Here is a 20,414-nt window from a genome sequence, read left to right as displayed (position 1 = left end):
AGCATCGCCGGGCCGCCTAGCATCATCGTCAAGGCGCACGGTAAGACGCCATCAGGATCGAGGATTGGGCCATGACCAGCGCTACTCATGCATCAGCATCCGGAACGTCTGCCATGATGGCGAGGCCGCCGCGCCTGTCGCTGCTGCGCATCGTCGAGATGAACCTCGGCTTTTTCGGGCTGCAGTTCAGCTTCGGTCTGCAACAGGCCAACATGACGCCGATCTACACCTTTCTGGGCGCGGAAGAAGCGACGATGCCGCTCTTGTGGTTGGCGGGGCCGATGACCGGGCTGATCATCCAGCCGATCGTCGGCGCGCTGTCCGATCGCACGCACTCCAGGCTGGGTCGGCGCACGCCCTATTTTCTCGTCGGCGCGGTGATCTGTTCGCTGTGCCTGTTCCTGATGCCCTATTCGAGCGCATTGTGGATGGCGGCCAGCCTGCTGTGGCTGCTCGATGCGGGCAACAACATCACCATGGAGCCTTACCGCGCCTATATCGCCGACCGGCTCGAGCCGCAGCAGCGACCCGCGGGCTTTCTGGTGCAGAGCGCGTTTACCGGGCTGGCCCAGTGCCTGTCCTATGCCACGCCCAGCCTGCTGGTCGGGTTCGGCATCAGCCAGAACCTGGTCGACCTGAACGGCATTCCGGTGATCGTGCGAATCGCGTTCGTCATCGGCGCCATCCTGTCGATCTCGACCATCGTCTGGTCGGTGGTGCGCGTGCCCGAGCTCAAGCTCACCGAGGCCCAGGTCGCCGAAATGGCAGCCAAGCCGATGGGCGCCACCGCCGCACTGGCCGAAATCCGCGATGCCTTCATCGCCATGCCGCAGCCGATGCGTCAGCTGGCCTGGGCGATGCTGTGCCAATGGTACGCGATGTTCGTCTATTGGCAGTTCATCGCGCTGTCGGTCTCGCGCACCTTGTTTCCGGACAGCGCGCGCGGCAACAACGCGGACTTCATCTCGGCCTCGCTGACCGCGCAGCAGATGGGGGTTGCGTATAACGCCGTGGCGTTCGTCGCCGCGCTGGCCTTGATCCCCGTCGTGCGCAGGCTGGGCGCCAAGCCGGTGCACGCGGTGTGTCTGGTGGCATCAGGCCTGGCGATGCTGGCGCTGCCGATGCTCGATTCGCGCGTGGCGCTGTTCGTGCCGATGATCGGCATCGGCCTGGGCTGGGCGGGCATGATGGGCAACACCTATGTCATGCTCGCCGATTGCATCCCCCCCGAGCGCACCGGCGTCTATATGGGCATCTTCAACATGTTCATCGTCGTGCCGATGCTGATCGAGACGATGACCATGCCGCTGATTTACGCCCCCTTGCTGGGATCGGACCCGCGCAACGCGATCCTGCTGGCCGGCGTGCTGATGCTGTGCGGCGCGGTCGCGACATTGCGGGTGCGGACGGAAGTTGCGGGCACGTAACACGCCTCTCCCCTCCCGCAAGCGGGAGGGGAGAGCAGCTCAGCTTGAAGCCCGCACGATCAGTTCGGGCTCGAGTTGCACCGAGACGCAGGTCTCGCCGTCGATCTGGCGGAACAGCATGTCGACCAGCAGTCGCGCGCCCTTTTCCAGATCCTGACGGATGGTGGTGAGCGGCGGGCTGGTATGCGCGGCGAGCATGATATCGTCATAGCCGACCACCGCGACATCGCCCGGCACCGCCATGCCGCGTTCGGACAACGCCCGCAGCACGCTCATCGCCACCACGTCGGACGCGGCAAAAATGCCGTCGATTCCCGGGTGGTCGTCCAGAAACGCGCTGGCCGCCGCATAGGCGGCTTCGGAGGTCAGGTGGATCGGCAGAGTGTGGACCTGATCGGCCAGCCCCGCCTCGGCGCAGGCCTGCAGAAAGCCCTGCTGGCGCTGCCCGAATTCGGGCGGGCTGGGGTTGCCCAGGAACAGCAGCTTGCGCTTGCCACGCTCGATCAGGTGACGCCCGGCCATCAGTCCGCCGCGCACATTGTCCGAGCCGACCGACACGTGCTTTTGCCCCGGCACCTGTGCACCCCACACCACCAGCCCACGATGGTGCGCGGCGGCCGCATCGAGCACCGCGATCTGGTCCGACTGGCCGATGACGATCGCGCCATCGACTCGCCCCGAGCCCAGCAGATCATCGAGCCAATCATCGCCTGAGGGAATGACCCGCGACAGCAGCAGGTCGAAATTGCGCTCGGTGAGTGCATCGGCGAGATGGCCGAGCATGGTCATGAAGAACGGATCGGAAGGGTGCTGGTCGATCTCGTGGCCCATCGGGATCACCACCCCGATCGCCTGCGCGCGGCGCAGCCGTAGGTTCTGGGCGGCCTGATTGGGCTTGAAGCCATGCGCGCGGGCCAGCTCGACCACCCGTTCGCGGGTCTTGGCGTTGATGATCGTCTTCCCGGCCAGCGCCCGCGATACGGTGGAAACCGATACCCCGGCCAGCTCTGCCAGTTCCTGCATCCCGATCTTGCTGATGACCTGAGCCTTTCTTGCGCGATGCTTTGCCCCCCATGGCAGTTTTACGTCTAATCGCTCGTCTGGCTCCCGTCGAGCCAAAGAACCATGCGGTCGAACCGCTTGCATCTGCGGGCTTGCTGTGTATTAATACAGCAATACACAACGAGGGAGGCGCCATCATGGCCCTGAACTGGAAGCCCGCAGTTGTCCTGATCGTCGGAGTCGTCGCCATTGGCGCGTGGAAGATGTCGGATGCTGCCGAATTCGATTTCGTAGCCGACATGGAAGAATCGTCTGGCGAACGTGGGGGCGGAGAGGGCTGGGCGGCGCGCTGGTCGGGCGAGCCGTTCGACCGGATCACGCTGGCCGGGCCTGACGATCTCACGTTCGTGACCGACGGCGCGCATGCCGTCCGCGCGACCGGCGATGCCAAGGCGCTCGAAGCGCTGCAATACAAGGTGCGCAACGGCGAACTGCGCATCCGGCGCAAATCTTCAGGCTGGAGCTTCGGCGATTCGGGCGAAGCGACGATCGCGGTGAGCGCGCCCGCCTTGCGCGCACTGGTGCTGGCCGGGTCCGGGTCGGCCAAGATCGATCGGATGGACGGCGACGATGTCGAACTGACTGTCGCAGGGTCGGGCGACGCCGCGGTCGCGAGCATCACCGCCAAAAAGCTCGAAGGCTCGATCGCCGGCAGCGGATCGCTTCGGCTGGTCGGCACTGCCGAAACCGCGGATATCTCGATTGCCGGATCGGGCAGCGTACTCGGCGAACGTTTCCGCAGCGATACCGTCGATATCTCGATTGCCGGGTCGGGCGATGTGACGATGGCATCCGAAGGTTCGGTCGAGGCCAGCCTGATGGGATCGGGCGATGTCACGATCAAGGGCAACGCCAAGTGCAAAAGCAGCGCGATGGGATCGGGCAGCCTGACCTGCGGTTGATACGTCGCGCGCCGGGCTTGCCGTCGCAAATTCCGTTGCGCGCGGCGCAACCTTGCTAGAGTGTCCCGGCAGAAGCGGCCTTGCAGGTGCCGCGCCGGGGAGGCCGAATTGAGCGCATCGCAAACCAGCAGCCAGCATGGCGTTGCTCCCAATTTCTGGGACCGCAATATCATGCCCCGGCTGATCACCTTCTGCTGCAGCCAGCCTGCGGTTGCCAAGGCGCGTGGCCGCATCGTGCCGCGCGCCCACGGCGATGTGCTGGAACTGGGCTGTGGTGGCGGCATCAATCTCGATCATTATGACCGGGCCAGGGTCACCGCGCTGTCAGGCGTCGATCCCTCGCCGCAGCTGCTCGATACCGCGCGCGCCAAGGCACGGGCCCGCGGGTTCGAAGCGGATTTTCGTCCCGGCATGGCCGAATCGCTGCCTTTTGCCGATGCCAGCTTCGATACCGTGCTGACCACCTTCACTTTGTGCTCGGTGCAGGATCCCAAGGCTGTGCTGAGCGAAATGCGCAGGGTGTTGCGACCTGGCGGAACCATCCTGTTTCTCGAACACGGCGCCGCACCAGACAGCGGCCCCGCACGCTGGCAGCAGCGGATAGAGCCGATGTGGAAGAAAATCGCCGGGGGGTGCCATCTCACCCGACCGGTGAGCGATTCCTTCCGCGCGCGAGGTTTTCACCTCAGCAATTGCCATAGCCAGTATATGCCCAAGACGCCCCGATTCCTGGGGTGGCTTGAAATGGGAGAGGCACGGGCATGAAGGCTGCAACGATGATACCGGCGGCCTTGTTGGCCTGCGCTGCCGCATCGGGCGCAGCCCAGGCAGCCGAACGCAGATTTACCCTGCCGGCGTTCGATACGGTGCGGATCGAGGGCGATGTCGCGGTCGTGATCACCTCGGATGCCGCGCCGTTCGCGCTGGCCAGCGGCGACCCGCGTGCGCTTCAGGCGCTCAGCGTCCGGGTGCAGGGCAACACACTGCATATCCGCCGCGCACGGCGCGACATCCCGACCGAAGCGCGCAATCGCCCTGCGACCCCCGATGCGTTGCCGTTGGTCCGGCTGAGCGCGCGGGCTGTGCATTCGTTGACCATGCTGGGCCATGGCAGCGCGCGGATCGACAGGTTGGCCGGTACCAAGCCCAACGCCACGATGGATGGCAACGGAGCGCTCGAGGTGGGATCGATGGCCGCCGAAGCGGTGGTCTTCAATGTCAACGGCAGCGGTAGCCTCAAGGTCGGCGGCACAGCCGCCAGTGCGCGCGCGGTGATGCTGGGCGACGGGCTTTTCGATGGCGGTGATCTCACGCTGGCTGCGCTCGATTTCTACGGCGAAGGTCCGGTGCGCGCACGGCTGACCGTGGATGGACCGGCGCGCATCTCGGTGACCGGCCCCGCCGATGTCGAGGTGGGTGGAAAGCCCGATTGCACGGTACGTCAGTCGGGGGTCAGCACCGTGACCTGCGGCGGCGTGGTGGAACGGCCCCGCTAGACCCAGCCGCTATATGCGGTCTGCCCTCGCCACCGATTCGGACGCGCGCAGGGCCATGATGATCTGCATCAGATGGCCGACATCATGTACCTCTAGATCGGACTCATACGTGTGGAACGGCTGGTCGCGGTTGGTCAGCTTCAAATTGACGATGTTCGCCTTGTGATGGCTGAAGATGCCCGCCATGTCGGCGAGCGTCCCGGGGCGGTTGTAGAGGATCGCCCGTATCCGCGCGGTCGCGCCTTCCGAATCGCTCTCCCATGACAGGTCTATCCAATCGGCATCGACGCCGCTGACCAGATTGAGGCAATCGATCGTGTGCACCTCGATATGCTCGCCCTGGCGGCGCAGCCCGACGATGCGGTCGCCGGGGACGGGGTGGCAGCATTCGGCGAGCTGGAAGGCGACGCCCGGCGTCAGCCCGCGGATCGAGATCGCGCGGTCCTGGCGGGGGAACTCGCGCAAGGCGGTGAGCTCGCTGCTGCTGCCGGGGACCAGCGCATCCATCAGGTCGTGGTCGGTGATCTGGTTGGTGCCGATCGCCACCAGCAGATCGGTCTCGTCCTCCATCTCCAGCCGCTCGAGCGCCTGTTTGAGCGCCTTCTTGCCGATCTTGACCGGCAGGCGCCCGGCGATCTCGTCGAAGATCACCCGGCCCATCGCGGCGGTTTCCTCGCGCTCCTTGTCGCGGACATAGCGGCGGATCGCAGCGCGCGCCTTGCCGGTGGTGACAAAGCCCAGCCAGCTGGTCTGCGGCTCCTGGCCCTCGGACTTGAGGATTTCCACGATGTCGCCGTTGGACAAAGCGGTGCGCAGCGGAACGTTGCGGCCATTGATCAGCACGCCCACCGCCTGATTGCCCAGGTTGGTGTGGACGGCATAGGCAAAGTCGACCGCGGTGGCGCCCTTGGGCAGCTGATGCAGCGCGCCCTTGGGGGTGAAAGCGAAGATGCGATCCTGGTACATCGCCATGCGGGTGTGCTCGAGCAGTTCGTCGGCATCCTGCGCGGTGTCGAGAATTTCGATCAGGTCGCGAATCCATCCGGCCTGGCCATCGGGGCGCGACCCGCCCTGCTTGTAGGCCCAGTGCGCCGCCAGCCCGAATTCGCTCTGCCGGTGCATGTCATGCGTGCGGATCTGGATTTCCATGCGCATCGAGCGGCCATGGATGATCGCGGTGTGCAGCGAACGATAGCCGTTGCGCTTGGGGGTGGAGATATAGTCCTTGAACCGGCCGGGAATCATCTTCCACTTGCGGTGGATATGGCCCAGCGCCGTATAGCAATCGTCGATGCTGTCGACGAGCACGCGGAACGCGATGATGTCGGTCATCTGTTCGAAAGACACGTGGCGCTCGGCCATCTTGCGCCAGATCGAATAAGGGTGCTTCTCGCGTCCGCTGATGTCTGCCGAGATGCCGTGTGCGCCCAGTTCGCTTTTCAGCGAATCGGCGATCGTCTCGACCTGATTCTCGCCATTGGCCTTGATCTGGTCCAGCCGCCCGACGATGGTCGCATAGGCCTCGGGCTCGAGCTCGCGAAAGGCCAGCATCTGCATCTCGCGCATGTATTCGTACATGCCGACGCGCTCGGCCAGCGGCGCGAAGATGTCCATCGTCTCGCGCGCGATACGCTTGCGCTTGTCCGCGCTGGAGATGAAATGCAGCGTGCGCATGTTGTGCAGCCGGTCGGCGAGCTTGACCAGCAGCACGCGCAGATCGTTCGACATCGCCAGCAGAAACTTGCGCAGGTTTTCCGCGGCGCGCTCGCTTTCGGTTTGCGCTTCGATCTTGGACAGCTTGGTGACACCGTCGACCATCTCGGCCACCTTGGGGCCGAACATCCGCTCGATTTCCTCGATCGTGGTCAGCGTGTCCTCGACCGTATCGTGCAGCAACGCGGTGATGATGGTTTCGACATCCATCTTGAGGTCGGTCATCAGACCCGCGACCTCGATCGGATGGCTGAAATAGGGGTCGCCGCTGGCGCGCTTCTGGCTGCCGTGCTTCTGCACCGAAAACACATAGGCGCGGTTGATCAGCGCCTCATCGGCATCCGGGTCATACCCCTTGACCCGCTCGACCAGTTCATATTGTCTCAACACCCGCTGAATGTCGGTGCTTTGCCTTCAAATGCAACAGAAAAACGCGCCTGTGCAATGGGGTGGGTCCCGTTTCGCCCAAGGGTCTGAGGGCGGGGCAAGGGACACGGAACCCGAAGGGCACAGGCGCGCAAGGTTTGCCGACAGGTGGGCAGCTTCAGTGTGGGAGTACCAAAAGCGCCATCCGTCGGCCGGAGGGGTAGGGGAAAGGCTCAGCCCTTGGCGTTGCAGGCGGCAAGGTCGTCGCCCGCCATCGGCTCGCTGCGGGTTGCAAATGAGGTGACTTCACCCATCTTGCGAGACAGGCGGGTGCAGGCGTTGATCGGACGCGAGGTGGCTTTTGAGCCGGTGCACACCGTGCCTTCGCACTGCCACACCACGCCCTGGATGATCTTGGTGGTCTTTTCGACCGGACTGGCCAGCTCGGCGTTGAAGTAGCTCGTCTGCGGGGTCTGGGCGCTGGCGGTGCTGGCTTGCAGCATCACCATGCTGGAGAGCGAGGCAGCAGCGACGAAAGCGATCTGGGTGAGGGTGTTGGCAAAGCGGGTCATGGTCGTGTCCTTTCGAATGTTTTCCCGGGGAGGGAGATAGGCAGGTGTAATTTGAGTTGCGAATCACTACTTACTTAAATAGGTTTCGAGTTGCAACTAGAAACTGAATTTTCATTGGCTTTGCTGCGATTTTGGATAAAGATGGCAGTCCGCAACCGGATATGATGACCATGACCCAACCCACTCCCGCCAAACTGCGCGAACCGCTCGCTGAAATCGCTGCCTGCTGCAGCCTGCCGCAGGCGCTCGAGACAATGGGCGAGCGCTGGTCGTTCATGATCCTGCGCGCCTCGTTCAACGGGCTGCACCATTTCGAGGAGTTCCTTGAGGAACTGGGCATCGCCCGCAACATCCTCTCCAACCGGCTGACCCGGCTGGTCGAAAGCGGCATCCTCAAGCGCGCGCCGTGCGTCGATGATCGCCGCAAGATCGAGTACCGGCTCACCGACAAGGGGCTTGACCTGCTGCCGACGATGATTGCGCTGCGCCAATGGGGAGAGAAGTGGGAGAGCGGCGTGCCCTCCAACCCGGTGCTGGTCGACGAACGCGATCGCCGCGCGATCCAGCCGATCTCGATCCTGGCGCATGATGGCCGCGTGCTGACCCATCACGATCTGTGCTGGATCGACATCGGTGATCTCAACACCGGAGCGGTCGACGACGACCACGAAGGCGTGGTCAAGCGCATCGCGACGATTTGAGGACGACTTCCAATCCTCCCCTGCAAGGGGAGGTGGCAGTCCGCAGGACTGACGGAGGGGTGTCCACGTCAGCGAGAGGCTGACACCCCTCCACCACTTCGTGGTCCCCCTCCCCTTAAAGGGGAGGATTTGTTCAGGCCCACCCCGGTTTCGGCTACGCCTCAACCACCCCTCCCGCAAGCGGTAGGGGAGAGGAGGCTCAGCCCCCGCCTGCCGACAACCGCACCGCACGCTCGCGCAGCCGTTCGACCGCCGCTTCGTGGATATCCGGCGCGCAGCACAATACGCCGAAGGCATTGGCGCGGGGCTTGTTGTAGCGCAGTTCGCCGCCCAGCGCGTCGGTGACGCGCGCGCCGGCTTCCTCGGCGATGATCGCGGCGGCGCCGATGTCCCATTCATAGCACCAGCGCAAGGTCGCGAGCAGGTCGGCGCGGTCGTCGGCGACCATCGCCATGCGCAGCGCGATGCTGTTGGGCTTTTCGACAACCTGCAAATCGACATCGGCCTTGGGCAGGGTGTCGGTGGGCACCCGCGATCCGGGGAAGCTGGTGCGGCGGCTCGACTTGAGGCGCTTGCCGTTGAGGAACGCGCCGCGTCCACGCGCGCCGATCCAGTATTCGTTGCGCGCAGGGGCCGCGAGCACGCCCATCACGACGCGGCCATCCTCGACCAGTGCCACCGAGATTGCCCAGCCGGTGCGCCCGCGCACGAAATCGCGGGTGCCGTCGATCGGATCGACCAGCCAGATGCGCCCGCAATCGAGCCGCCCGGCATCGTCGGCGGTCTCTTCGGACAGCCAGCCTGCATCGGGAACCAGCGCGCCCAGCCGCTCGCGCAGAAAATTGTCGACCGCCAGATCGGTTTCGCTGACTGGATCGCCGGGCATCTTGTCCCACACCTGCAGGTCGCCGCCTGCGCGCGCGAACGCGGTGATGGCTATTGTGCTCGCCTCCTCGACGATATGGCGGATGGTGTCAGGGGAGACCTTGGTGCGCGACTGCATGGCTCGCTCTAGCGCGGCGCACGCCGTTGCAAAAGTCCCTCAACGCTCGCGGGTGGCGCTGAACGCGATATCGGGGTTCTTTTCCTGTTGATAGCCGATGTCCCAGGCCGATCGCGCCATGAACACCGGGTTGCCGTCGCGGTCCTTGGCAAGGTTGTTCATCGAGATGCGCTTGAAGCCCTCGAGCGCATCGGACGGTCCGGTGATCCAGCGCGCGGTGTCGAACGGGGACATCTCGAGCACCGCTTCGACCTTGTATTCGGCTTCCAGACGGCTGATCAATACCTCCAGCTGGAGCTGGCCGACCACGCCGACGATCCATTGGCTGCCGATCTCGGGATAGAACACCTGGATCACGCCCTCTTCGGAGAGGTCGTCGAGCGCCTTGCGCAGCTGCTTGGTCTTGGTCGGGTCCTTGAGCTGCACGCGGCGCAGGATTTCGGGCGCGAAATTGGGCAGCCCGGTGAAGCGGACGTCGTTCTTTTCGGACAATGTATCGCCCACCCGCAGCGTGCCGTGGTTGGGGATACCGATGATGTCGCCGGGCAAGGCCTCATCGGCAAGCTCGCGGTCCTGCGCGAAGAACAGGATCGGCGAGTGCACCGCGATCGGCTTGCCATGGCCCGAAGGCACCAGTTTCATGCCACGCTTGAACGTTCCCGACACCAGCCGCATGAACGCGATGCGGTCGCGGTGCTGGGGGTCCATATTGGCCTGCACCTTGAAGATGAATCCGGTGACGTCCTTGCGCGTCGGCTCGACAGCCTCGGGCTGCGCGGGCTGCGCGCGCGGTGGCGGGGCGTGGTCGGCGATCGCGTTGATCAGCTCTTCGATGCCGAACTGCTTGAGCGCCGAGCCGAAATACACCGGCGTCAGGTCGCCATGGCGGTAGGCTTCCAGATCGAAGCTGGCATAGCCGCCCTGCGCCAGTTCGGCCTCGCTGCTCAGACGCTCGAGCGCCTGATCGGTGAGCTTGTCGGCCAGCGCGGGGTCGTCGAGACCTGTCACTTGCGTGAACGATCCGTCGAACTCGCGCGACGGCCCGGTGGGTTGCATCAGGCGGTTGCGCGCGAGATCGAACACGCCCTCGAACTGGCCGCCCATGCCGACGGGCCAGCTCATCGGGCACACGTCCAGCGCGAGCGCATCGGCGACCTCGTCGAGCAATTCGAACGGGTCGCGGCCCTCGCGGTCGACCTTGTTGACAAAGGTGATGATCGGCACGCTGCGCAACCGGCAGACCTCGAACAGCTTGCGCGTCTGCGGCTCGATCCCCTTGGCGGCATCGATCACCATGATCGCGGAGTCGACTGCGGTCAGCGTGCGATAGGTGTCTTCGGAGAAGTCTTCGTGCCCCGGGGTGTCGAGCAGATTGAAGGTGATGCCCTTGCGTTCGAAGGTCATCACCGACGAGGTGACCGAGATTCCGCGCTGCTGCTCGATCTTCATCCAGTCCGACCGGGCGCGCCGCGCTGCTCCGCGTGCCTTGACCTCGCCCGCCAGATGGATCGCGCCGCCGGTCAGCAGCAGCTTTTCGGTGAGCGTGGTCTTACCCGCATCGGGATGCGAGATGATGGCGAAGGTGCGGCGGTTGAGGGCGGTCATGGTATCGGCTTTGCTAGTGTGTCGTTTCCCCGCGAAGGCGGGGATCCATCTTCGGACGGTGAATCCAGGCGCGAGGGCAGGAGATGGGCCCCTGCCTGCGCAGGGGACCGACTCAAAATCAACCCCTCAATTCCGCGCCGAGCTTCGCCGCGGCCTTGACGATGGCATCGGCGATGGCCTTGAGGTCGTCATCGGCAAAGCTCTTGTCCACCGGCTGCAGCGTGACCTCGATCGCGAGCGAGAGCTTGCCCTCGGGCACGCCGGCGCCTGCAAAGCTGTCGAACACCCGGACATCGGTGATCAGCTTCTTGTCCGCGCCCTTGACCGCGCGGACCAGATCGCCCGCCGCCATCGTGGCATCGACGAGGAACGCGAAGTCGCGGGTGACGGCCTGCAAGGCGGGGGGCGCATAGGCCTCGCGCATCGCAGAGCCACGGGGCTTGAGCGGGATGCCATCGAGGAACAGCTCGGCGACCATCACCGCTCCGTGCACCGGCTTGAAGCCGAACGCCTTGGCGGTCGAGGGGTGCAGCGTGCCGTACGCCGCGAGCACGTTCTTGGGCCCGAGCCGCAGCGTCGCCGCCTGGCCCGGATGATAGTGATCGCCGGGGCCTGCGCTATCGGGCGCGAAGTCCATCAGCTTGGCCGCAGGCGCGCCAGCGGCCTCGAGCAATGCCAGCACCTCGGCTTTCACGTCGTGCGCGGTGAACGCCTGCGCCTTGCCCGAGCGCCAGTCGCGGCTCACCTTGTCGCCCGCCAGCACGATGCCAAGCGTCGCGCGCTCGAGGCTGGTGCCATCCTCGGCCTTGAAATAGCGTCGCCCGACCTCGAACAGCCGCACCGAGCCCGCGCCGCGATCGAGGTTGCGCTTGGCCGCCGACAGCAGCCCGGGCAGCAGCGAGGGCCGCATGACCTTGAGGTCTTCGCTGATCGGGTTGGCCAGCGTCCAGTCACCGCCGCCAAAGGGCGCGGCTTCCTTGTCCGAAATGAACGACCAGTTGACCGCCTCGTTGAGCCCGCGCGCCGCCGCCAGACGCCGCACGCGGCGTTCCTGCAACTGCGCCGGGCTGGCGGTGGGCTTGGCGACACCGGGCAGCCGCGGCAGCGGGGTCGAGGGGATCGCATCGATCCCGGTGATCCGCACCACTTCCTCGACGATATCGGCTTTCCCCGCGACATCGCGCCGCCAAGTCGGGACGGTGATGGTCCAAGGGGTCGAACTGCTGTCGATGGTGAAACCGAGGCGCTCGAGGATCGCTTTTTGCTCGTCGGCGGGGACATCGATACCGCCCAAAGCCGCGCAATAGGCCGGATCGTACGACACCGTCCGCGCCTCGGCCGGAGGCGTTCCAGCCCGCGTCACTTCGCTCGCCGTGCCACCGCACAGTTGCGTGACATAGGCGGTCGCGATCGCGAGCCCATCGTCAAGAAACGCCGGGTCCACGCCGCGCTCGAAGCGCTGGCGCGCATCGCTCGTCAGCATCAGCTTCTGCCCGGTGCGTGCGATATGCTCGGGGTCGAAATAGGCGCACTCGATCAGCACATCGGTGGTGGTCTCGGCCACGCCCGAATGCTCGCCGCCCATGATCCCGCCGATATCGTGCACCTGGGCGTCGTCGGCGATTACGGTCATGCTGGCATCGAGCGTGTAGGTCTTGCCGTTGAGTGCGAGCACCTGCTCGCCGTCCTTGGCCTTGCGCGCGACCAGCCCGCCCGACAGCGTGCTCATGTCATAGACGTGCAGGGGGCGGCCCAGATCGATCATCACGTAATTGGTGATGTCGACCAAGGCGGAGATCGGCTTCTGGCCGACGGCCTTCAACCGCGCCTGCATCCAGTCGGGCGCCGCGCCGTTGGTGACGCCGGTGACGGTGCAGCCGTAGAACGCCGGGCAGCCGTCCGCATCGTCGGTGCGGACGTCGGGGCCAGGCAAAAGCCCTCCACCCTTTAGGGGGGAGGGTTGGGAGGGGGGAACATGCTGACCAGGCCCCTCTCCCCGGCCCTCTCCCCTGAAGGAGAGAGGGAGAAGTTTTCCGATCCCCGATGCCGCCAGATCGCGCGCGATTCCGCGCACGCCCATGCAATCCTGCTTGTTGGGGGTGACCGACACGTCGATCACCGGATCGTCGAGCCCGGCGTAATCGGCAAAGCTGGTGCCGACCGGTGCATCTTCGGGCAGTTCGATGATGCCGTCGTGGTCCTCGCCCATTTCGAGCTCGCGGTACGAGCACATCATGCCGAAGCTCTCGACATCGCGGATCTTGGCGGGCTTGAGCGTGAAGGCGGGGCCGGGGACGTATGTCCCGGGCGGGCCGAACACACCGACCAGGCCCTGACGCGCATTGGGCGCGCCGCAGACGACCTGCCAGGGGGTGCCCGAGCCATCATCGACCTTGAGCAGCCGGAGCTTGTCCGCATTGGGGTGCGGCCCGGCCTCGACCACGCGCGCGATCTTGAACGGGCGCAGCACGTCGGCGGGGTTCTCTACGCCTTCGAGCTCGAGCCCGATCGCGGTCAACCGGTCGGTGATTTCGGTCAGCGAGGCATCGGTATCGAGATGCTCTTTGAGCCAGCTTAGCGTGAACTTCATGCGCCGACTCCTCCGCTCAAAGTGGGAACATCGAGCGACGAGAAGCCGTAGTGCTTCAGCCAGCGCAGGTCGCCGTCGAAGAACGCGCGCAGGTCATCCATGCCGTATTTGAGCATCGCGAGCCGATCGATGCCGCAGCCAAAGGCAAAGCCCTGCCACTCGTCGGGGTCGAGCCCGCAATGTTCGATGACCTTGGGGTTGACCATGCCGCTGCCCAAAATCTCCATCCAACCGCCATTGGGGCCGGTGGGGTCGCCACCGATGACGCGCTTGCCCTTATCGACCGTGAAGCCGACATCGACCTCGGCCGAGGGCTCGGTGAACGGGAAATAGCTCGGGCGCAGCCGCAGCACGATGTCATCGCGCTCGAAGAACGCCTTCACGAAGGTCTCGAGCGTCCATTTGAGGTGCGCCATGGTGATGCCCTTGTCGATCACGAGGCCTTCAACCTGGTGGAACATCGGGGTGTGGGTGGCGTCCGAATCGCTGCGATAGGTGCGGCCCGGCGCGATGATGCGGATCGGCGGCTTCTGCGCCATCATCGTGCGGATCTGCACCGGCGAGGTGTGCGTGCGCAGCAGCATCTCTTCGCCCTGCGCATTGCGGTCGGGGAAGTAGAAGGTGTCGTGCATCGCGCGCGCCGGGTGCGTTTCGGGCATGTTCAGCGCTGTGAAATTGTACCAGCCCGATTCGATCTCGGGGCCGGTCGCGACGGCAAAGCCGAGGTCCGCGAAAATCTCGGCGAGCTCGTCCATCACCTGGCTGACCGGATGCACCGAGCCTTGCGGGCTGGCGGTGGCGGGCAAAGTGAGGTCGATCGCCTCGGCAGCGAGCCGCGCGTTGAGCGCTGCGCCTTCGAGCGCATCCTTGCGCGCGGCGATCGCCTGGGTCACCGCCTCGCGCGCGCCGTTGATCCGTGGACCCTGTTCCTGGCGTTCCTCGGCGCTCATCTGCCCAAGCGTCTTGAGCAGGCCGGAGATCGCGCCCTGCTTGCCCAGCGCAGCGATGCGAATTTCTTCCAGACCTGCCAGATCTGCGCCTTCGATCTGCGCGAGATAGTCCTGCTGTAACTGCTCAACGTCGGCCACGGTGCGATTTTCCCATTTGTGAAATTTCCGTGCGCGAGCCGTAGTCACGGGGCCGTTCACAAATCAACCCCTGCCGGTGTTAGCCATGGTTTTCATTATCGCGCGCGGGGTGCTATTATCGCGGCAACGACCGGGCATAGACCCGGCTGGACACGGGGACGATCGCCAATGAGCATGATGCTGCTGTTCGCGCCACTGGCTGCCATTCTTGCGGTCGCGGGGTTGGTCTGGCTGCTGCAGATGGGCGACAGCCGGATCGGCGATGCCGATGATGCCGCACGCATCGCCGAGGAACAGATCGCAGGCTTCGAATCCGGTCCGGTGCTGATGTCGAGTGACGGCGAGGCGGCGCTGGTCGAAGGGACCGACGGGCGCATCGTGATCCTCAAGCGCCATGGCGCGCACTGTGCAGGGCGCGTGCTGCAAAAGCCGCTGCGTGTGCACCGTTGCAGCGAAGAGTGGAGGGTCGAAACCGGAGACCCGCGGTTTGGGCAAGTTTCACTCGCTCTGTCAAAACAGGATAGAGACAAGCTGCTGACAATGATGTAAGCAGCCACGCATGGTGCCCGATCTGCCCAACCCGACCGAACTTGCTATCCCAGCATTCGTGCTGCTGATCCTGATCGAGATATGGTGGGTGCGGCGGCGCGATCGCAGGGCTTATGAGCCGCGCGACACGCTGACATCGCTGGCGTTGGGCCTTGGCAGCACGGTCGCCGGCGCGCTGACCGGCGGGCTTGCGCTGCTGATCGCGTTTCAGGTCTACGAACACCGCATCTTCGATATCGGCTTTGTCTGGTGGGCGTGGCCCATCGCCTTTGTCTTTGATGATTTTGCCTATTACTGGGCCCATCGCTTGGGCCACCGCGTCCGCTGGATGTGGGCGGCGCACGTCATCCACCATTCGAGCCAGCACTATAACCTTTCGACCGCGTTGCGTCAGACCTGGACCGGGTTCTTCACCCCCGGCCTGCTGATCGGGCTGCCGCTGTTCTGGCTTGGCTTCCACCCGCTGATGGTGGCCTTCTGCGGCGGATTGAACCTGATCTACCAGTTCTGGATCCACACCGAGGCGGTGAAAAGGCTGCCGCGCTGGTTCGAGGCGGTGATGAACACGCCCTCGCACCACCGCGTCCACCACGCGATCAATCCGCGCTATCTCGATTCGAACTACGCCGGCGTCTTCATCATTTGGGACAAGATGTTCGGCACCTTCGTTCCCGAGCGCGCCGATGAGCCGATCCGTTATGGCATCGTCAAGCAGTTGGGCAGCTTCAACCTGCTCTGGGCAGCGTTCCACGAATGGGTCGGCATCGCCCGCGACATGTGGAGCGCGCCGGGTTTTCGCAACAAGCTGGGTTATCTGCTGCGCCCGCCGGGCTGGAGCCATGATGGCAGCCGCGAGACCAGCGATTCGATAAAGGCGGCGTGGGCCGCGCGCCAGCCGGTGCGCCCCGCTGCGGAACCTTATTCCGGTGGGAGCCTGACACCTGCCGAATGAATGGGCCGAATGAGCTGAATCTATAGGGCCGCTATAAAAGAGCCCGTGAGGAGAGAGCATGAACGAGTACGATATCATCGTTATCGGTGGCGGATCTGCCGGATGCGCGGTCGCCGGACGGCTGAGCGAGGATGCGGGGCTGTCGGTCTGCCTGATCGAAGCGGGCGGGCGCAACAACGGGGTACGGGTCAAGACGCCGGGATTCATGCCGTTCCTGCCGGCCAACACCAATTGGAAGTTCGACACCGTCCCCCAGCCCGGCCTCAATGGCCGCACCGGGTACCAGCCGCGGGGCCGGGGCTTGGGCGGATCGTCGGCGATCAACGCGATGGTCTATATCCGCGGCAACGCCTGGGATTACGACAACTGGGAGGCGCTTGGCGCCACCGGCTGGAGCCATGCCGATGTGCTGCCCTGGTTCCGCAAGTCCGAGGGCAATGCTCGCGCGGGCTCGTCGGCAGAGTTCGATGCGCACCATGGCGGCGAGGGCCCGTTGTCGGTGGTCGACCAGAAATGGGCCAACGCCGGCAGCCTCGCCTTTATCGAGGCAGCGTCACGGCTGCAGCTTCCGACGAACACCGATTTCAACGGCCCACGCCAGGAAGGCTTCGGGCTCTACCAGACCACGCAGAAGAACGGCGAGCGCTGGAGCGCTGCGCGCGCCTATGTCGAACCCGCCAAGGATCGCGCCAATCTGGATGTGCGCACCCATGCCCTGGTCCGGCGTATCATCATCGAGAACGGCCGTGCGCGCGGCGTGGAATATGAGCGCGCAGGCAAGGTGGTTCAGGTGTTCGCGCGCGGTGCAGTGGTGCTGTCGGCCGGCGCGTTCGGATCACCGCAAATCCTGCAGCTGTCGGGCATCGGCCCAGGCGGGATGCTCCAGGAGCACGGCGTCGACGTGATTGCCGACCGCGCCGAGGTGGGCGCGAACCTGCAGGACCATATCGATTATGTCTCGGGTTTTGCCACCAAAGCGACCGACAGCTTCGGCAGTTCGCTCGCCGGAACCATGCGCATGGCGCGCGCGGTGCTGGAGCATCGCCGCAAGCGCACCGGAATCCTTACCACCTGCTGGGCCGAGGCGGGCGGGTTCTGGAAGATGATGCCCGATGCACCCGCGCCCGATGTGCAGTTCCACTTCGTGCCCGCGGTGCTCGAGGATCACGGCCGCGAAAACGTGAAGGGCCACGGCTTTTCGTGCCACGCCTGCGTGCTGCGCCCCGAAAGCAAGGGCACGGTGACGCTGACCAGCGCCGATCCTGCCGCGCCGCCGCGGATCGACCCCAATTTCCTCGCCGACGAACGCGATATGGCGGTGCTGCGCGCCGGCGTCCGCTTCATGCACCGCATCTTCGATACCCCGCCAATGTCGCTTTATGAGCCGGTCGACCGTCATCCGGTCGACCTCGACGATGATGCCGCGCTCGACCATCTGATCCGCAGCCGCGCCGACACCGTCTATCACCCGGTCGGCACGTGCCGCATGGGCTCGGACGAAGGCAGCGTGGTCGATCCCAGGCTCAAACTGCGTGGGGTCGAGGGGCTGTATGTCGCCGATGCCAGCATCATGCCCAAGATCGTCAGCGGCAACACCAACGCCCCCAGCATCATGATCGGCGAACGATGTGCGGCGTTCGTCGCCGAGGATCTGCGCGTGGGGGCGATGGTGGCGGCTTAGTATTCCAAATCCTCCCCGAGACGAGCTCGGGGAGGATTTAATAAGAGCTCACCCCTTCCACCGGTGTGCAGCCTCCGCTAGTTGATCCCGGATGAGCCAGCCCCCCTCCGACAGCGCCCCCACGCCGATGATGGCGCAATATCATGCGCTCAAAGCCGAGGCGCCCGATTGCCTGTTGTTCTACCGGATGGGCGATTTCTTCGAATTGTTCTTCGACGACGCCAAGGCCGCCGCCGCGACGCTTGATATCGCGCTGACCTCGCGCGGGGCGCATGGCGGCGATCCCGTGCCGATGTGCGGCGTGCCGGTGCACAGCGCCGAGGGCTATCTCGCAAGGCTGATCAAGGCGGGACACCGCGTCGCCATTGCCGAGCAGACCGAAACCCCGGCGCAGGCCAAGGCGCGCGCCGGGTCCAAGGCCCTGGTCGCGCGCGCGATCGTACGCTTCGTAACGGCCGGCACGCTGACCGAGGAGTCGCTGCTCGATTCGCGCGCCGAAAACCGGCTGGTCGCGCTCGCCAGCGCCGACGGCGGCTATGGCCTGGCGATGTGCGATATCTCGACCGGCCGGTTCGAGCTGATGCAGGCGAGCACCGAGGATCTGTCCGCCGAGATCGCGCGCCTGTCGGCCAGCGAGCTGATCCAGTCCGACCGCACCGACCCGTTCACCGACAATGCCATCCTGCGACCAGCGGGCGCGTTCAGCAGCATCGAGGGCGAGCGGCGCCTGAAGGCCCATTTCGGCGTCGCGACGCTCGACGGCTTCGGCAGCTTCAGCCGCGCCGAACTCGCAGCGGCCGGCGGGCTGATGGCCTATCTCGAGCATGTCTCGCGCGGCACTATGCCGTTCCTCGCGCCGCCGCGCCGGCACGAGATCGCGCAGCATATGGCGGTGGATGCGGCCACGCGCGAAAGCCTCGAGATCCTCACCAGCCAGCAGGGCGGACGCGCCGGATCGCTGATCCACGCGATCGACCGCACAGTGACTGGCGCGGGCGCGCGGCTGCTCGCCAGCGATCTGGGGGCACCGCTGACCGATATCGCCGCGATCCGCGACCGGCTGGCGCTGGTGCAATGGTTTCACGAGGATTCGCTGCGCCGCGACGGCGTACGCGATGTCTTGAAGGCGATCCCCGATCTGGCGCGTGCGCTGGGCCGGGTGGTGGCCGGGCGCGGGTCCCCGCGCGATCTGGGGCAGTTGCGCGATGGCTTGAGTGCCGCGCGGGCGCTTCGCGAGCGGCTGGCGCGCGGCGACGACCTGCCTGATTTGCTCAAGGCGCTGCTCCCCGACATGCAGGGCCATGGTGCGCTGGTCGAGCATCTCGAGCGCGCATTGGTCGAAAGCCCGCCGACCGAACGCAACCAGGGGGGCTATGTTGCACGCGGCTACGACGCCGCGCTCGATGCGCTCCGCGACACCTCGGGCAATGCCCGCCGCGCGATCGCCGCTCTCGAGGCCGACTACAAGGCCGCGACCGGCGTGCAGGCGCTCAAGATCCGCCACAACGCGGTGCTCGGATACTTCATCGAGGTGCCCGCCGCGCGCGCCGATGCGCTGATGAAGCCCGACAGTGGCTTTGCGCACCGGCAGACGATGGCGGGCGCGGTGCGGTTCAATTCTCCCGCGCTGCACGACGAAGCGATGCGGATCGCGCAATCGGGCGGGCATGCGCTTGCGGCCGAGGAAGCGCATTTCGAGGCATTGTGCGAGGAAGTGGTCGCCGCGCGCGAGGCGATCGCCCGCACCGCCGCGGCGCTCGCGCGGATCGATGTCGCCGCCGGCCACGCCGCGATGGCGGCAGAGGGTGATTTCACCTGCGCCGCGCTTACCGACGAGCCGTGCATCGCGATCGAGGCCGGGCGCCATCCGGTGGTCGAGGCGGCGTTGCGCAAGCAGGGCCAGGCGTTCGTCGCCAATGATTGCGCACTCTCGGGCACAGACCGGCTGTGGCTGGTCTCGGGTCCGAACATGGGCGGAAAGTCGACCTTCCTGCGCCAGACCGCGCTGATCGTGCTGCTCGCGCAGGCGGGCGCGTTCGTGCCCGCACGCTCGGCAAAAATCGGCATCGTCGACCGGCTGTTCAGCCGGGTCGGCGCATCGGACAATCTGGCGCGCGGCCGCTCGACCTTCATGGTCGAGATGGTCGAGACCGCGGCGATCCTGTCCCAGGCGACCGAACGCTCGTTCGTCATCCTCGACGAGGTCGGGCGTGGCACATCCACCTATGACGGGCTCGCGCTGGCCTGGGCGATCGCCGAGGCGGTGCATGATACCAACCGCTGCCGCTGCCTGTTCGCGACGCACTATCACGAGCTGACCCGGCTGACCGACCGGCTCGATGCGCTGTCGCTGCACCATGTCCGCGCGCGCGAGTGGAAGGGCGATCTGGTGCTGCTGCACGAGCTTGCCGATGGGCCGGCGGACCGCAGCTATGGCCTTGCCGTCGCCAAGCTGGCCGGTGTTCCCCCTGTGGTGGTGGCGCGCGCAAAAGCGGTGCTCGCCAAGCTCGAGGCCGGACGACAGGCGACCGGTGGGCTGGCGGCGGGGCTCGACGATCTGCCGTTGTTCGCAGCGGCAATGGCGAAGGAGCCCGAGGCGAAGGACGCGCTGCGCGAGGCACTGGCGGGGGTCGATGTCGACAATCTCAGCCCGCGCGATGCGCTGGAGGAACTGTACCGGCTCAAGGGTCTGCTGGGCGAATAGGCG

General features: G+C 65.5%; 16 protein-coding genes. 9 read left to right on the top strand and 7 right to left on the bottom strand.

The features are described from left to right. The first annotated feature begins 71 nt into the window (after nt 1-71). Nucleotides 72-1,427: an MFS transporter gene (locus QUV11_RS05930; protein ID WP_300881050.1), complete on the top strand. Its 1,356-nt coding sequence runs from the start codon at nt 72-74 to the stop codon at nt 1,425-1,427. 39 nt (nt 1,428-1,466) lie between these two features. Here QUV11_RS05930 and QUV11_RS05925 read toward each other — a convergent pair whose 3' ends face one another. Continuing rightward, on the bottom strand, nt 1,467-2,450 hold the full coding sequence (locus tag QUV11_RS05925; protein ID WP_300881049.1) for a LacI family DNA-binding transcriptional regulator: 984 nt from the start codon (nt 2,448-2,450) through the stop codon (nt 1,467-1,469). Between the two features lie 176 nt (nt 2,451-2,626). On the opposite strand from QUV11_RS05925, the gene QUV11_RS05920 reads away from it, so the two are divergent. From QUV11_RS05920 to QUV11_RS05910, 3 genes are all read left to right on the top strand, one after another. Next, the gene (locus QUV11_RS05920; RefSeq protein WP_300881048.1) at nt 2,627-3,391 is read left to right on the top strand and encodes a head GIN domain-containing protein; all 765 of its coding nucleotides are present in this window, start codon (nt 2,627-2,629) and stop codon (nt 3,389-3,391) included. Between the two features lie 108 nt (nt 3,392-3,499). After that, entirely contained in the window at nt 3,500-4,156 is a 657-nt protein-coding gene (locus QUV11_RS05915) for a class I SAM-dependent methyltransferase (protein WP_367279842.1), read from the top strand. Further along, on the top strand, nt 4,153-4,887 hold the full coding sequence (locus QUV11_RS05910) for a DUF2807 domain-containing protein (protein ID WP_300881047.1): 735 nt from the start codon (nt 4,153-4,155) through the stop codon (nt 4,885-4,887). Before QUV11_RS05915 ends, QUV11_RS05910 begins: the two co-directional genes overlap by 4 nt. Before the next feature lie 9 nt (nt 4,888-4,896). On the opposite strand, the gene QUV11_RS05905 is transcribed toward QUV11_RS05910, so the two are convergent. Beyond that, nucleotides 4,897-6,990 (bottom strand): bifunctional (p)ppGpp synthetase/guanosine-3',5'-bis(diphosphate) 3'-pyrophosphohydrolase, encoded by a 2,094-nt coding sequence (locus QUV11_RS05905; protein ID WP_300881046.1) that lies wholly within the window; start codon nt 6,988-6,990, stop codon nt 4,897-4,899. A 209-nt stretch (nt 6,991-7,199) separates the two neighbouring features. Next, nucleotides 7,200-7,538 (bottom strand): hypothetical protein, encoded by a 339-nt coding sequence (locus QUV11_RS05900; protein WP_300881045.1) that lies wholly within the window; start codon nt 7,536-7,538, stop codon nt 7,200-7,202. A 170-nt stretch (nt 7,539-7,708) separates the two neighbouring features. Here QUV11_RS05900 and QUV11_RS05895 point away from each other — a divergent pair, with 170 nt between their 5' ends. Continuing rightward, nucleotides 7,709-8,239, top strand: coding sequence for a helix-turn-helix domain-containing protein (locus QUV11_RS05895; RefSeq protein ID WP_300881044.1), 531 nt, complete (start codon nt 7,709-7,711; stop codon nt 8,237-8,239). Between the two features lie 199 nt (nt 8,240-8,438). On the opposite strand, the gene QUV11_RS05890 is transcribed toward QUV11_RS05895, so the two are convergent. The 4 genes from QUV11_RS05890 to pheS all read right to left on the bottom strand — a co-directional run bounded on the left by QUV11_RS05890 (nt 8,439) and on the right by pheS (nt 14,525). Further along, nucleotides 8,439-9,242 carry a 3'(2'),5'-bisphosphate nucleotidase CysQ gene (locus QUV11_RS05890; protein ID WP_300881043.1) on the bottom strand — a complete coding sequence of 268 codons (804 nt, stop codon included), beginning with the start codon at nt 9,240-9,242 and terminating at the stop codon, nt 8,439-8,441. Nucleotides 9,243-9,281: 39 nt separating this feature from the next. Then, on the bottom strand, nt 9,282-10,847 hold the full coding sequence (locus tag QUV11_RS05885; protein WP_300881042.1) for a peptide chain release factor 3: 1,566 nt from the start codon (nt 10,845-10,847) through the stop codon (nt 9,282-9,284). Between the two features lie 118 nt (nt 10,848-10,965). Continuing rightward, on the bottom strand, nt 10,966-13,437 hold the full coding sequence (gene pheT / locus QUV11_RS05880) for a phenylalanine--tRNA ligase subunit beta (RefSeq protein WP_300881041.1): 2,472 nt from the start codon (nt 13,435-13,437) through the stop codon (nt 10,966-10,968). Beyond that, nucleotides 13,434-14,525 (bottom strand): phenylalanine--tRNA ligase subunit alpha, encoded by a 1,092-nt coding sequence (gene pheS, locus QUV11_RS05875; RefSeq protein ID WP_300881040.1) that lies wholly within the window; start codon nt 14,523-14,525, stop codon nt 13,434-13,436. Before pheS ends, pheT begins: the two co-directional genes overlap by 4 nt. Nucleotides 14,526-14,693: 168 nt before the next feature. Between pheS and QUV11_RS05870 the strand changes: the two genes are divergently transcribed. The 4 genes from QUV11_RS05870 (at nt 14,694) to mutS (ending at nt 20,411) form a co-directional block, all read left to right on the top strand. Beyond that, complete coding sequence (locus QUV11_RS05870; RefSeq protein ID WP_300881039.1) at nt 14,694-15,074, top strand: hypothetical protein; 381 nt, start codon at nt 14,694-14,696, stop codon at nt 15,072-15,074. Nucleotides 15,075-15,087: 13 nt separating this feature from the next. Beyond that, nucleotides 15,088-16,026: a sterol desaturase family protein gene (locus QUV11_RS05865; protein WP_300881126.1), complete on the top strand. Its 939-nt coding sequence runs from the start codon at nt 15,088-15,090 to the stop codon at nt 16,024-16,026. A 58-nt stretch (nt 16,027-16,084) separates the two neighbouring features. Continuing rightward, the gene (locus QUV11_RS05860; protein ID WP_300881038.1) at nt 16,085-17,707 is read left to right on the top strand and encodes a GMC family oxidoreductase; all 1,623 of its coding nucleotides are present in this window, start codon (nt 16,085-16,087) and stop codon (nt 17,705-17,707) included. Nucleotides 17,708-17,834: 127 nt separating this feature from the next. After that, the gene (mutS, locus tag QUV11_RS05855; protein ID WP_300881125.1) at nt 17,835-20,411 is read left to right on the top strand and encodes a DNA mismatch repair protein MutS; all 2,577 of its coding nucleotides are present in this window, start codon (nt 17,835-17,837) and stop codon (nt 20,409-20,411) included. Nucleotides 20,412-20,414 lie beyond the last annotated feature (3 nt).

The organism is Blastomonas sp. (genome assembly GCF_030373265.1).
In the GTDB taxonomy this organism is placed as follows: domain Bacteria; phylum Pseudomonadota; class Alphaproteobacteria; order Sphingomonadales; family Sphingomonadaceae; genus Blastomonas.
Note: the sequence above shows the minus strand (reverse complement) of the source record. Positions and strands in the feature narration are given on the sequence as shown.